General features: G+C 35.6%; 14 protein-coding genes. 5 read left to right on the forward strand and 9 right to left on the reverse strand.

The window, feature by feature from the left end; genetic code table 11:
- Position 1 precedes the first annotated feature (1 nt).
- The 6 genes from BLT46_RS03850 to BLT46_RS03875 all read right to left on the reverse strand — a co-directional run bounded on the left by BLT46_RS03850 (position 2) and on the right by BLT46_RS03875 (position 7,284).
- On the reverse strand, positions 2 to 1,450 hold the full coding sequence (locus tag BLT46_RS03850) for a c-type cytochrome (RefSeq protein ID WP_090406489.1): 1,449 nt from the start codon (positions 1,448 to 1,450) through the stop codon (positions 2 to 4).
- A gap of 117 nt (positions 1,451 to 1,567) precedes the next feature.
- A complete protein-coding gene (locus BLT46_RS03855; protein ID WP_090406493.1) occupies positions 1,568 to 2,461 on the reverse strand; it encodes a helix-turn-helix domain-containing protein in 894 nt (297 codons plus the stop codon).
- Between the two features lie 150 nt (positions 2,462 to 2,611).
- On the reverse strand, positions 2,612 to 4,186 hold the full coding sequence (locus BLT46_RS03860) for a DHA2 family efflux MFS transporter permease subunit (protein WP_090406496.1): 1,575 nt from the start codon (positions 4,184 to 4,186) through the stop codon (positions 2,612 to 2,614).
- Between the two features lie 11 nt (positions 4,187 to 4,197).
- Positions 4,198 to 5,343, reverse strand: a complete 1,146-nt coding sequence (locus BLT46_RS03865) for an HlyD family secretion protein (RefSeq protein WP_090406499.1) — start codon at positions 5,341 to 5,343, stop codon at positions 4,198 to 4,200.
- A gap of 2 nt (positions 5,344 to 5,345) precedes the next feature.
- A complete protein-coding gene (locus BLT46_RS03870) occupies positions 5,346 to 6,665 on the reverse strand; it encodes a TolC family protein (RefSeq protein WP_090406502.1) in 1,320 nt (439 codons plus the stop codon).
- A complete protein-coding gene (locus tag BLT46_RS03875; RefSeq protein WP_090406505.1) occupies positions 6,652 to 7,284 on the reverse strand; it encodes a TetR/AcrR family transcriptional regulator in 633 nt (210 codons plus the stop codon). The genes BLT46_RS03870 and BLT46_RS03875 overlap by 14 nt, the downstream gene beginning before the upstream one ends.
- Before the next feature lie 241 nt (positions 7,285 to 7,525).
- Here BLT46_RS03875 and BLT46_RS03880 point away from each other — a divergent pair, with 241 nt between their 5' ends.
- The 5 genes from BLT46_RS03880 (at position 7,526) to BLT46_RS03900 (ending at position 11,611) form a co-directional block, all read left to right on the forward strand.
- Positions 7,526 to 8,374, forward strand: coding sequence for a methylated-DNA--[protein]-cysteine S-methyltransferase (locus BLT46_RS03880; protein WP_090406508.1), 849 nt, complete (start codon positions 7,526 to 7,528; stop codon positions 8,372 to 8,374).
- 84 nt (positions 8,375 to 8,458) lie between these two features.
- A complete protein-coding gene (locus tag BLT46_RS03885) occupies positions 8,459 to 9,271 on the forward strand; it encodes an OmpA family protein (protein ID WP_090406511.1) in 813 nt (270 codons plus the stop codon).
- Positions 9,272 to 9,583: 312 nt separating this feature from the next.
- Positions 9,584 to 10,294, forward strand: a complete 711-nt coding sequence (locus tag BLT46_RS03890; RefSeq protein WP_090406514.1) for an OmpA family protein — start codon at positions 9,584 to 9,586, stop codon at positions 10,292 to 10,294.
- Between the two features lie 121 nt (positions 10,295 to 10,415).
- Complete coding sequence (locus BLT46_RS03895; protein WP_090406517.1) at positions 10,416 to 11,099, forward strand: phosphoribosylaminoimidazolesuccinocarboxamide synthase; 684 nt, start codon at positions 10,416 to 10,418, stop codon at positions 11,097 to 11,099.
- Positions 11,100 to 11,176: 77 nt separating this feature from the next.
- Positions 11,177 to 11,611, forward strand: a complete 435-nt coding sequence (locus tag BLT46_RS03900) for a GyrI-like domain-containing protein (protein WP_245722937.1) — start codon at positions 11,177 to 11,179, stop codon at positions 11,609 to 11,611.
- 195 nt (positions 11,612 to 11,806) lie between these two features.
- Here BLT46_RS03900 and BLT46_RS03905 read toward each other — a convergent pair whose 3' ends face one another.
- The 3 genes from BLT46_RS03905 to BLT46_RS03915 form a co-directional block, all read right to left on the reverse strand.
- Complete coding sequence (locus BLT46_RS03905; protein WP_090406520.1) at positions 11,807 to 12,043, reverse strand: Sec-independent protein translocase subunit TatA/TatB; 237 nt, start codon at positions 12,041 to 12,043, stop codon at positions 11,807 to 11,809.
- Positions 12,044 to 12,227: 184 nt separating this feature from the next.
- The gene (locus tag BLT46_RS03910; protein ID WP_090406522.1) at positions 12,228 to 13,298 is read right to left on the reverse strand and encodes an alanine racemase; all 1,071 of its coding nucleotides are present in this window, start codon (positions 13,296 to 13,298) and stop codon (positions 12,228 to 12,230) included.
- Between the two features lie 2 nt (positions 13,299 to 13,300).
- Positions 13,301 to 13,744, reverse strand: coding sequence for a GNAT family N-acetyltransferase (locus BLT46_RS03915; RefSeq protein ID WP_090406525.1), 444 nt, complete (start codon positions 13,742 to 13,744; stop codon positions 13,301 to 13,303).
- Positions 13,745 to 13,754: the final 10 nt, after the last annotated feature.

Consider the following 13,754-nt stretch of genomic DNA (forward strand, 5'->3'; position numbering starts at 1 on the left):
ATTATTCTTGTGTTTTTAATTCAATAAAATGTTCAACTGAGTGTTCTGGGTTTAGTTTAGCCCCAGCACTTTGTGCTCCTTGTACAGAAGTACCACTTAGTTGTAAGTAAAAAATGTAATGTGCTAAAGCGTCTAATTCCTCTGCATTTCCAGGATAAGGAGGCATATACGTTCTACCGTTGTGCATATTTGGGATATAAGCTTTCATCGAATTGATGTCTAACGGTTTGTCAAAACCGTACATTTTTTCGAATACATAAACGATTGAGTTTATCCCTTGACTTGTGTGACATCTTGAACACGCAATCATAAATACATCTCTACCAGCTTCTAATCTGTTTTCATCTGTAATCTCTGTAATACCAGTATAAGTAGCGTGTTTTAAAATACCTTCTTTTTGCAATAGCGGGTAGTCTTCTTCTCTAATTAAGTTAGAGTACATATAGTCTCCAATTACGTAAGGCTTACGGATAAATTCTCTCACACGTTCAAAAATTCCTAAGAAACCTAATGAAAGGATGAACGGAATTAACACCATAACAAAGTTTACGCGTTTTGGTTTCCACAAGATAAACACAGCTAAGAAAGCAAGTGAACTCGTAGCAATAAGTATGATGTATTTTAATAAGTTGTAATACTTCGCAAAGTCCATTGTACCAACAGCTGTACTCATATTAGCAGTCATTGCCTCAGGAATTACGTTGTAGTAATAAATAGACGCTAAGATTGAGAAAGGCAACCAAACTAAGATCCAGATAGCAGTAGTTTTTAGAGCAGGTCTGCGCACTAAGCTATCTTTTTTAGTAAATAGCATAATAAGCAATAGTCCAAAAGCACCACCAATAACCATAGCAGTAGGCGTTCTAAATAAAAGCTGAGGTAAGTAAATAGGGTTTGTTAAAGCGTTGAAGAACGAATGATGTGTTAACCAGTTACCCGGGTCCATCATAAATCCAAGAATTGCCACAATGATTGCCATTGTCAACCAAGAGAATCCTGATAAGAACCAACCGAAACGGATGTGTCTTTGTTTTGCTTTAAGCGATTTGTTTGAGTTTTTCCAAGTAAGGAAGTAAATCATAATGAATACAACTTCTGAAACGAAGACAATCCACTCTGTAAACCAGCCCCAATAAAATACTCGGATTAAACTCCCAATTGAGTTTGGACTAATCAAGGCAGCTGAGAACCAAATACCAACTCCGGTCATAGCACCAAGAGTAGTGGTAACTACAAACCCCACCATCATCATGCGGTGAACCGTAGCGTCCCAAGCTAAATCTGTGACCTCATTACGGCCACTTTTAACAACACCTTGTTGTTCTAATAATGTAATATACGGAATAAAACCTACGGCTAAACCGTGGTTAATGAATACGTGAATAATCGCTATCATCGCAATGAGGAAACGATCGTTCAACCAGTCTAAATGAAATAAAGGAAAATCCATGTAGTGTTATTTTTCAGCAAAGTTAGTAGGACATCTACTGAAAAATATTACACTAATCGTGGGGATGTTTACACTTTTCAACGCAATTGATGTAAGAAAAGCGGAATTTTATTTAGATTATTTGGCTTGCTTTCTGAACTCCTCTGGTGTAAGGCCTGTGTACTTTTTAAAGAAGCGAGATAAATAAGCTGTGTTTTTGAACTCTAATTCATAGGCAATTTCTAAAACCGAGACGTCTGCATTTACAAGTAAACGTTTACATTCTAAAATTACTCTATTTCGTATAACTTCCCCAGAGGTTAACCCGTGTACTTTTTTACACAGCGTATTTAAGTGGTTTGGAGTAATATTAAGCAAGTTTGCATACTCACCAGGAAGGCGCATTGTTTTAAAGTTTTGCTCTAACAGCTCTTCGAAGTTTCTAATAACAAACTGCGCATTATTTGTTTCGTGATGCTCTTCATTGTCAAACACTTTTTTAACCAAAAACAGCTGTGTTTCTAAGAACAATTCAAGCATTAATACCTTCATATAGTCCTTTTTTAAAGGGCTATCATCCATAGAGGCATAAAGAATTTTCTCAAATCGTTGGTGTAAAGTCTGGTGACACTTATGACAAGAAAACTTAGAATACTGAGCGTTGCCACTGAAAAAAGAAAACTGATTTAAGTAGCTTGGATTTACTAAAAACGTACGTAAGAAGTTGTCGTTAAAGTTGATAAGAAAACCTTCAGTGCCCGGTTCAAACTCCCATTTATGCACTTGAGAGGCATTTAGAAAGAACAAACACTTTTCTTCAATAGAGAATTTCTCAAAGTCAATAGAGTGAATACCCTTTCCTTTGCTTACAAAGAGGATTTGGTAAAAGGCGTGTCTATGAGGAGAAGATACAATATTAGGTCTATTCGAAATGTAATCCTCTAAGCGATAAACAACACAATCTTGAAAGTTGTTATTGGTATCAATTAAATTACAGATGTTGTAAACAGGTATATTCGCATTCTTTTCCATAAAGACATATTTTATCACAAAGATAGAAAAGGAGTAGAGTGATTTATAATTTTTGTCTGTTTTTTGTGAACGACACTGTAATTATAACCCCAAAAAGGTGTAATCCCTTGCGAGACTACACCTTTTTGAAAAAAACGAAAATAAATTTAATTAGTGTCCTGCACCTGCAATTATCTTCCCTGCACCTTTTTTAATTAGGATTAGAATAAAGGGAATACAGATTAAGAATAAAACACCTAAAAACATAAATACATCCATATACGTTAGTACTGTTGCCTGTTTGGTAACACCTAAATCCAATAGGGTATATGCTTTTTGTAGTGCCTCATCTACAGGATATCCTTTTGATATAAAGCTTTGTTGTAGAGCGTACACGCGATTTTGTACCTCAACAGAAGCTGTATCTAAATGACTCACCAAGGCAAGTCTATGGTTTACGGTCCATCTTGAAATAAACGTTGTAATTAAGGCAATTCCGAATGAACCTCCTAATTGACGCATCATTCCTGTAAAAGCAGCACCTTCTCCAATTTGTTTGTTTCTCAAATTAGAAAGCGATAGGGTAGTAATCGGAACGAATAATAGTCCTAAACCAACCCCTCTAACAACTAACGGCCAGAAGAAGTGTTCTTTCCCCGTATCAGGTGTCAATATATTATGTGCCCAGAAGCTGTACACGAAAAACACGAAGAACCCTGTGGCTACTAAGTATTTTGGAGGTACACCTCTTTGTAACATTCTTGCAATTAGCGGCATCATTAAAGCCGTCATCAGTGAACTCGGTACTAACAACATCCCCGCATCAGTAGCTGTCCACCCTAAGATAGACTGCGTGTAAATTGGAATGATAAATGTAGAACCATATAGTCCAAAACCAAGTACAAACGACAATACCGTACCAATAGCAAGGTTGGAGTCTTTTAATACACGTAGGTTTACAATTGGCTTATCACACGTTAGCTCTCTCCATACAAAGAAGAAGAAACCAAAGAAAGAAGTGATACTCAAGGTAAGAATTGTCGTGTTTTCAAACCAGTCGTCTTGCTGTCCGTGTTCTAACACATATTGCAACGAACCAACAGCAACAGCTAAGAAGATAATTCCCAAGAAGTCGATTTCACTTAACTTACTTTTCTCTGCATAACGCGGACTACGCACATATAATACGGTTAGTATTGTAGCCAGTATTCCAATCGGAATATTGATATAGAATATAAACGGCCAAGAGTAATTGTCAATGATATATCCACCTAAAGGGGGACCTAACGTTGGACCAACAATAACCCCCATTCCATAAATTGCCTGAGCCACTCCACGTTTTTCAATTGGGTAACTCTCCGTAATAATCGTTTGTGAGGTTACTAATAACGCCCCCCCACCAAGACCTTGTATAAAACGGAATAAGATAATTTCCCATAAAGTGGTAGAATAACCACATAAAAACGAGGCAACCGTAAAAATGATAATCGATGCCGCAAAGTAATTACGTCTTCCGAATTGTTGAGACAGCCAGCTCGTCATTGGTACTACTATTACATTGGCAATAGCATAGGCAGTAACCACCCAAGCAATGTCCGTTAGCGATACCCCCAAACTTCCCTTCATATCGTTCATTGCTACGTTTACAATCGTAGTATCAACAATTTCAAGTAAAGCACACAGGATAGCCGTAATAGTAATGATGACTCGTCTGTAGCCGTGTTCAACTAAGCTTTCTTCAGTCATACTATTTATTTTTAGCGAGCACTTTTAATGTTTACATCCACCTCCACGTTTAACCCAGCACGGATGTGGTCACGCAACTCGTCATTAGCATTAGTAAATACAATTTTAACAGGCACACGTTGTACTGTTTTCACGAAGTTACCAGAAGCATTATCAGGAGGTAATAAAGCAAATTTAGCCCCAGTAGCCGGAGAGATAGAGTTTATTTCCCCTTCAAACTTATGTTTAGGAAACGCGTCAACTCTAATTTCAACAGGTTGTCCTTCACGCATATATTGCATTTGCGTTTCTTTAAAGTTTGCTACAATCCAGATATTATCCTTTTGAACCGTGTTAAACAATCCTTGTCCCGGTTGAATTAACTGTCCGTTTTGCAAGTTTACTTTAGAAACTTGTCCGTCTTCTTTCGCTGTAATTACTGTATAAGACAAGTAAAGTTCCGCATTGTCTAAGTTTGCTTTCGCTTGTTCAACCATTGCTTTTGCAGCGTCGATTTGAGAAACAGAAGCCACCGATTGAGATTTGCTGATGTTTACCTGCTGGGCCACAGCAGACGCTTGTTTTTCACTTGCTTTATACTGTTCTTGTAAAACCTGCAACTGTTTCTCAGCCGTTTCCTTAGCAGCAACTGCCTGTTCAAACTGCTGTTTAGTGATTGACTGATTAGCAAACAACTTCTCATAACGGTTGTAATCATTAGTCGCTCTCCACAACTGTACTTTAGCTGTTTCAATGTTTGCTTTCGCTGTAGAAACATTAGCTAAAGCAGTACTTGCACCCGCTTGAGAAGAAGCCACAGTAGACTCTGTCGTATTCTTACCAGCTTCTGCAACTTTTAATTGACTCACAGAAGCGTCATAAGCAGCTTTAGCTTGTTGAACTTTAATAACGTATTCCGCGTCATCTAAAAGAATAAGCGTATCACCTTTTTTCACAACCTGGTTATCGTGAACCAATATCTCCTTAATATAACCTGGTATCTTAGAAACAACAGGAGTAATTCTCGATTCTACTTGTGCATCATCCGTTATCTCGTGAGAAAGAGAATGTACATATTTATATATTCCGTAACCACCACCTAAAATAACCAAGGCACTAAGGGCTACGATGAACTTTTTGTTAAGTGGTTTCTTTTGTACTTTATCGTTTGTTTCCATTGTTATTGTAATTCAATATTGTCTAATAATTTACCTGTTTTGTAAGCATATTGGTATAAAGACATTGTCTCGTCTGCCTTACCAATCATTTCGTTGATTTGCGCTTGTAGTTGTTGCACGTCAGCTTCAAGAAGTTGGTCTGTATCCGCCAAGCCATTGTCATATTTATCTTTTGTAATACGATAATTCTCATTTGCTTGTTCCAATGCCTGTGCCAATACGTTGTTTTTCTTCAACGCTAATTCGTAGGCATTGAATGCTTCCTTAATCTCGTAGTTTGCATTGTCTTCAACGATTTGCAACTGATACTCAGCTTCTATCTTTTTAGCCTTAGCAATTTTAACTTCCGTTCTATTTTTGAAGATAGACGACAAGTCGTATTTAAGACCAATACCGATATTGTTAGCATTTGTAATATCAATTACCTTGTCTAACTGCATAGCAGCATAACCACCGTGTACTGCGATAGAAGGGTAGTAGCCAGAACGCGCAACGCGAATAGACGATTGGGCTAACTCAGTATTTTTCTGTGCCCCTTGCAAGTCTTTTCTGCTTTCAATATCACTCTCACCAGTAGGGAATACATCAAGAGATTTAATCGGTTGAATAGCAAATGCCTCTTCCATAGGTAATCCTAAAAGGGTATTTAAACGCATATTTAGGTTTTTAAACGAAGTCAATGTTTCCTGTAATGACAGTTCCACATTAGACTCTTGTAATTGCGCTCTTAAAAAGTCATTACGAGCAATCAGTCCATTATCAAGAAAGTTTTGAAAATCAGTAACACGTTGGTGTGCTCTTTTCAAGTTTTCCTGTAATAAGTCGATTGACTGCTGTGTTTTATAAAGAGCAAAGTACAAGTTGATTGTTTGCCACACTGTATTTTCAGCTGTTGCACTTTCAGCAATCGTAGCCATTTCATACGCTTGTTGGCTTTGTTTTACAAGGTTTCTAATCTTAAACCCACTAAAAATAGGAATGATAGCATTCGCTTGTCCCATTAATAAGTGTTCTGGTTTAACAGGAGAAGCCCCATTTGCAGCTCCTTGCCCAGGTAAAGGCATTTTCAGTTTAACGTCTGTACCTTCAAATAAATGCATATATTGTCCGGAAACCTCCACAGTAGGGTATCTCAGGTTTTTAGCACTATTTACCTGTAATTTAGAGGCGTTTGTTTTAGCATTAGCCTTTTTGATTTCTTTACCATTTTGCATACTCAACCCAATTGCCTCATCAAGCGTTAGTGGTTTCTTATGAGGTTCTTGAGCAAACACGCTAAAGGCAAACAAAGAGGCAAGAAGGATATAATTACTTTTGCTCATTGTATTGTAAGATTGCTTTAAGTGAGTTTATTAAATAAGGATATATATGTTGTTTGATATACAAACTATATTCTTCGTGATTTTCTGTATTCCAATAACTTGAATACATCTTTTCGTGGTGTATTAAGTAACTGATACTACCAATTGTAATGATTACCAAAGCCTCAGGGTCTGGCTGTGCCTTAAAATACCCTTGTTGGTGTCCGTCTTGAATAAAGCCTCTGATGACCTTCATAATTTCGCGTTGCAGCAAAAAGATGTTATCACTAATTTCTTCATCTACGTTTTTCTTAGAAAACTGGCGAATCATAATAATATGGAAATCAGCATTCTTCATTAAAATAGTCAGCATATCTTCTACAAAGAAGACCAACTTTTCAAGAGGATTTAAGTCGTGGTTTTGCGTTAAGTTGGTTAGTTTCTCTCTAATACGCGTTAATCGAATTTCGAATAGCGCACTAATTAGTTGGTTTTTAGAACCAAAGTAGTAGCTTATCATTGCCACGTTAATTCCTGCAGCCTTAGAAATATCTCTGATGCTTGTTCCGTCAATTCCATTCATAGAAAATAGGTTTTCAGCAACTAATAATATCTCTTTTTGCTTCTCATTAAGTACCATTACTGTAGTTGTAAGTTTTAATTCTGTGACAAAATTAAACAAACGTTTAATTAGTTATTTGTTTTTTTCTCATTTTTTTCGTGTTAAAATTGTTTTAATGCAACATTAACAATGTATTATTGAATTAAATACAATTGTAACTTTTTGATATTCTTTTAGTTAGAAGAAAAGGGTATAAATAGCAAGAAATGGATTTTTTATGAGTTGATTATTGTTTTACTTTGTAGCAAAGCCATTAGTAATGAGTGAAGTAGTCGAAAGTCAAGATAATTATCGCCGCATAGCCCAAGCGATTACCTATTTAGTAGTTCATCATCAAGAGCAACCCTCTTTAGCAGATGTAGCAAAAGAAGTTTGTTTAAGTGAGGCCCATTTGCAGCGCTTGTTTACCCAATGGGTAGGGGCAAGTCCGAAGAAGTTTCTGCAATTTGTAAACATTAATTATGCGAAGTATTTAATACAGCAACAACAGACACCTACATTATTTGATTTAACCAATGAAGTGGGGTTAAGCAGTAGTAGTCGCTTGCACGATTTGTTTGTTTCCATAGAAGGGATGACTCCAGCAGAATATAGAGATGGAGGAAAGTACCTAACCTTTAAGTATTCTGTAGGCAATAGTATATTGGGCGATGTCTTGGTAATGTCAACAGATAAAGGCATTTGTAAAGTTGTCTTTATAGACGAAGGAAGTGATGAGTTAACTATTTTTAAACAACAATACCCTAAAGCGACTTTTGTACAAGAAGCTACAAAAGCACATCAGCAAGTAATGGCATTTTTACACGGAGAAAGAGATGTAGAGCAGATAAAATTACACCTAAAAGGTACTCCATTTCAAATGCAGATATGGCAAGCTTTATTACAGATTCCGGAAGGACAATTATCTACTTATGGAGCAATTGCTTCACAGATTGGTAATGACAAAGCCAGTAGAGCTGTAGGCACGGCTATTGGTGCTAATCCAATAGCGTATCTTATTCCTTGTCATAGAGTTATACAACAGTCAGGTGTTTTAGGAGGTTATAGATGGGGGGTAATACGCAAACAAGTATTACTAACTAAGGAGTTGTTAAAAAGAGAAGAATAGGAGTGTTTTTAAGAGTGATTTATATTAAATAATTGATTATGTTTGTGTTGAAAAACAAAATCTAAAACATACTTGTTTAATATTATGAAAAAACTGCAATTAATTACTTTTGGTGTAGCATTAATGAGCTTCGCTTCTGTTTCAGCACAAAAGGTTGAGGGAAAAGTGTTTAACCTAAAGACAAATGAGCCAATTAAAGGAAGTGAGATTACGTTTATGGACGAAGAGGAAAACAAGCTATTATCTTTGTATTCAAATGCAAAGGGAATATACTCGTTTGATGCGGATGAATTAGAAAATGTGCACAAAATAGTTACTTCTGCAAAAAACTATAATACAGCCGAAGTGTTGATTAGTGAAGTAAAAGAAGGCTTAATGGCTAACTTTGGATTGAATGAGATTGATACAGAGGAGCATGTGAAATATTCAATTAGTTATTCTAAAGGGAATGGTTTAAAGTTACCAATGAGTGAAATTGCAACTACTACTATTGCCAATGTACCTTATACGCAAGAAAAAGCACTAAATGTAAAGAGTAAAACTTCGAGTGGAGCAGGTGTAAATACGACGTTACCTTACTTTTATTATGATTTTAACAGCTCTTATTTAACCGATGCTAATAAGTACACCGTAGATCAAATTGTTAGCTTTATGAAGAATAGTCCAGACGCCAAAGTTAGGGTACATATATATTTAGAGACAAGATCTAACGTAAAGTATAATGAGTGGATATCTGAACGTAGAGCGGATAGGGTAATTGACTATATGATTAGCCAAGGAATACCAGCTTCACGTTTAGAGAAATGGGTAGAAAGAGTTAGTTCTAATGTAGCCCCAAGAGAAGGAGCAAGCAGAGGAAGTGCAGAATTTAGAAGATGTGATTTTGAAGTGAAGTAAAAAGTCTAGTGATTATTCTATTTTTTTAGAATAAATTGAAATAGGAGATCATAGGGTACTTGATTGTATAGTTTTTAATAATTACGACTATTTTACATTTATTGGATTAATATTAAGATTTTGTTATAAATAATATTTGTTACTCAACTGTTTTAGTAGGTGCTATACTTTTTAGTTGCGATTTTAGTTTAATATTTTAAGGGAAGTAGTACATATATATAGTAAAAAACAATTAATTATTTAATAATGTTATATAATTAACTATTTTTGTGGAAGTATAATTAGTAGTATTAGTTAAATAGATGTAAGACTATGAGAAAATTAAGGATATTTACGTTAGGGGTGGCATTATTAAATGTAATAAGTGTTTCTGCTCAAAAAATAGAAGGAAAAGTATTCGATAAAACTACAATGACTCCTATTAGTGATGGAGAGGTTACTTTTTTTAATGAACAAGGTGGTAGAATTTTAACTGTATATACTTCGGATAAAGGTATGTATTCATTTGAACCTAGAAGTTTAAAGGATATTTTTAAGGTATCTAGTTCTGCTAAAGGATATAATAGCGCAGAAGTATTAGTGAATCAAGTAGATAAAGGCTTTGTTGCGAATTTTGGGTTAGTAAATTCAAATGAAAAAACTGGCTCTCAAGCTGGTCAAACAATAGATAAAGTAGGAGCAAGTGCAGTGATGTCGTATTTCTACTATGATTTCAATAGCTCATTTCTTACAGATGCTAATAAAGTAGTAGTTGATGAGGTTATTTTTTTTATGAAGAATAATCCAGAAGCTAAAGTGAGAGTTCATGTGTATGTAGATGTCCGAGGGAATTTAAAATATGATGAATGGTTATCTGAAAGACGTGTAGATCGCGTTGTAAATTATATGGTCTTGAAAGGAATTTCACCTTCTAGACTTCTGAAGTGGGTTGAAAAAGTAAGTACAGATATTGCTCCTAAAAGCGGAGATGCTAAGGGAAGTAGTGAGTTACGACGTTGTGATTTTGATCTAATTATAGGTTAATTTAAAAGTTCTTAAACCGAAAAGGGTTTAAGTATTTTTTTATTGTAAGATTTCGTCATTAAGTTTAGGCAGTTACTACAATTGTGTTATTTTTGATGCTTAATAACAACACACACAAAATATGACACTAAAGTATCAAGGAAAGACTAAGGATGTATATAGTCTTTCAGACAATCAGGTTCTTTTAAAGTTTAAAGATGATGTAACAGGAGAGAATGGCGTATTCGATCCAGGAGCAAACACAGTTGGACTTACAATTGACGGAGCTGGAAAGAGTGGTTTAAAAATGACAAAGCACTTTTTTGAGGTATTAGTAGAAAAGGGAATTCCTACGCACTATGTTTCTGCTGATATAGAAGACGTTTCAATGGTAGTAAAAGAGGCTATTCCGTTTGGAAAGGGACTTGAGGTAATCTGCAGATACAGAGCTGTAGGTAGTTTCTTTAGAAGATACGGCGCTTATTGTACAGAAGGACAAGCTTTAGATAGCTTTGTTGAGGTTACTATTAAAGACGACGAGAGAGCAGATCCAACTATTTCTGACGACGCTTTAGCAATGTTGGGAATTCTTACAAAAGAAGAGTACAGTATTTTAAAAGACTTAACTAAAACTATTTGCGCAATTGTAAAAGAGGAGTTAGGTAAAAAAGGACTTGAACTTTATGATATTAAGTTAGAGTTTGGTAGAGATGCTGCGACAAACGACATCATTTTAATTGATGAAATTTCAGGAGGTAATATGCGTGTTTACAAAGACGGAGTTTATATTGCACCATTGGATTTAGAGAGAGAATTCTTACAATAATTGCTAATTTTAATAGCAATACAAATACCCCATAACAGCGATGTTTGGGGTATTTTTGTTTTTTAAAGAATCAATAGATGGAAAAAAAGGGAATGCATATCATTGGCCTTGCAGTAGAGACAACAAATCAGGGAGGGCAAGCAATGCGTGATTTAGGAGAATTGTGGCAACGTTTTATACAGGAGAATATCCCCCAAAAGATTGCTAATAAGGTAAACAACTGTGTTTATTGTATTTATACTGATTATGAAAGTGATTATACGGGGAATTACACAGCTATTATCGGGGTTGCTGTAAATTCGTTAGAACGCATACCAACTGGTTTAGTGGGCAGAACCTTTGAAGGAGGTAACTTTCTTATCTATGAGGCAATTGGGGAGATGCCACAAGCAGTAGGAGAGGTGTGGAATAACATCTGGTCAAAGGATGCGGCCTTAAATCGCTTATACACTTATGATTATGAAGTATATGGTGAAAATGAGAAGGGTGTGAATATTTACATTGCAGTCTAACTATTGCGTGTACACAAAGAATGCTTATATACTTGCGTATGTTGCAGTGTCAGCATATCATTACTATATAATGAAAGTTTGAGGGAGAACATCTACCAAGAGGATGTTCTCTTTTTTTATGAGTAAATCAGAAAGGCAAATGACAATAAAACAAAAGAGCTATCTCAATTGTGGTAGAGATAGCTCTTTCTCGCATTAAGATTGGGGAATATTACTATCCACACTCTCTTGTTTTACTACTGTAGGCTGAGTCTTTACAGGCGTTGCTGTATTCACTTCTCTTGTCGCTTCTTTAAATTCTCTAATTCCTGTTCCAAGTCCTCGCATTAATTCTGGAATCTTTTTTCCTCCAAAAAGTAATAGAGCGATTGCAACAACAACTATCAACTCTGAAGGTGCAACTACACCTAAGGGGATGTTTGTTGTAATCATATCGTATGATTGTTCTTGTTATAGAAAACAAATTTAATTAAGAGTATTGTTGTGTAAATATCTTTTAACATTCCTTTGGTATAGGTTTTTCTTAATGATGTGTTGGTGTGTTATAATAAAAAAGAGGAATACCAAGCCATAAACGCTTCGTATTCCTCTTTCTCAAGGTTTAGTTTGCTGTAATTTAGATAACCTTTTTATCTACATAATCAGAATTCATAATTCTCAATATCCCCATATAATTCATATGAAAGGCAATTGTATCACCTACTTTTAAGTTGTCAGGGTTATTCCCTAAGTCAATCACCATCATATCAGAACTCGACCCCACCATATCTAATTCGCTTTGAATAGGAGTAATGTGTTCAATATCAATATCCAAAAGCCCGAGGTCAATAATAGCTCTGTAATTCGTACTATCTTCCCATTCAGGGTTAAACGTTACTTTTTCTCCCGTCATATTCAAACCAATTTCACCGTCAGGCATCATTGGCTTTTCGTGTAATTCGATAATCTCTGCGTGAAGTTTAAACACATTTTGCTCACAACTCTCATAAGCCGAGCTATCATAGGCGTTTGTACCCATAAATAGCGTTTCTCCTATTCTAAAGTGATTAACAGCCTTAGGCATTGTATTATTTAATACAAGGGGAATAGTAACAGACGCACCACCAGATATGTACGGAATTTTTTTGTTGAACTTTAATTCAAGCAGTTCTTTATAAAGCGACAACTGAATTAGCTTATCACTATTAGGAAGTACCCCATACATACAAGTAAGATTTGTTCCTAAACCAATAATTTCAATATTCGGAAGGTTGAACACTTGCTCATAGAAGTCGATCAAGTCGTCTCTTAAAACGCCTTCTCTCAATTCTCCCAGCTCAACCATAATCACAATTCTGTGGGTTTTATCTTGTTTAACAGCCTCGGTAGAAAGCAATTTGATAGTTTCCAGTTCAGTGTTAAAGCTGATATCTGCATACTCTACAATCTCGTCAATACTCCCATTAGGAGCAGGTTTGATGTAAATAGTCTCGATATCAGGGTCAATTCGCTTGATACTCTTTAAGTTAGAAACCCTTGAGTCGCAAATTTGTTTCGGGTTAAGACTTAGTAATTCTCTTAAAAACAAGTCGTTACCACACAATAGTTTTCCAACTACTGCCCATTCTATTTGATTTTCGTCAAATAGTTCAGATAATTTTGTAAAGTTGTGTTTAAGTTTATTTTTATTTAATGTTATAAAAGCCATGCTTATTTTGTTAATCTCATTTCAATATACTTCTTCTCAAAACCTTTTCTTTCATATAAGTTTTGTGCAGGATTATCTCTATCCACGTGCAAAGCAATAGAACCAGGAGCTTCTTCTTTAATACGGTCAATCAATTGACCACCAATACCTTTTCCTCTCACCTTAGCATCTGCAGCCAAGTAAACAAGGATGTGTTCCGGAATAAATCCGTCCATTAACGTGTCTAACACAACGGCAATTCCCACGATGTCCTGTTTTTCATCCTTAGCAATTAAAACAAAGCCACCAGGCTTATTGTTACGCGCTAAAGCATAGTTAAGTGCCTTTGTAATGTCCTCTTGTTTATCACCATACTGCTCAAGGTGTTGAAATAAGAAAGCAGTATATGTAGCTATCTCTTCATTTGTGATAGGAGTTTCTTTATTTTTCTTTAAAATAGTAAGCATAAAATAGATG

Origin of the sequence: Myroides phaeus (assembly GCF_900099675.1) — a bacterium.
Lineage (GTDB): Bacteria > Bacteroidota > Bacteroidia > Flavobacteriales > Flavobacteriaceae > Flavobacterium > Flavobacterium phaeum.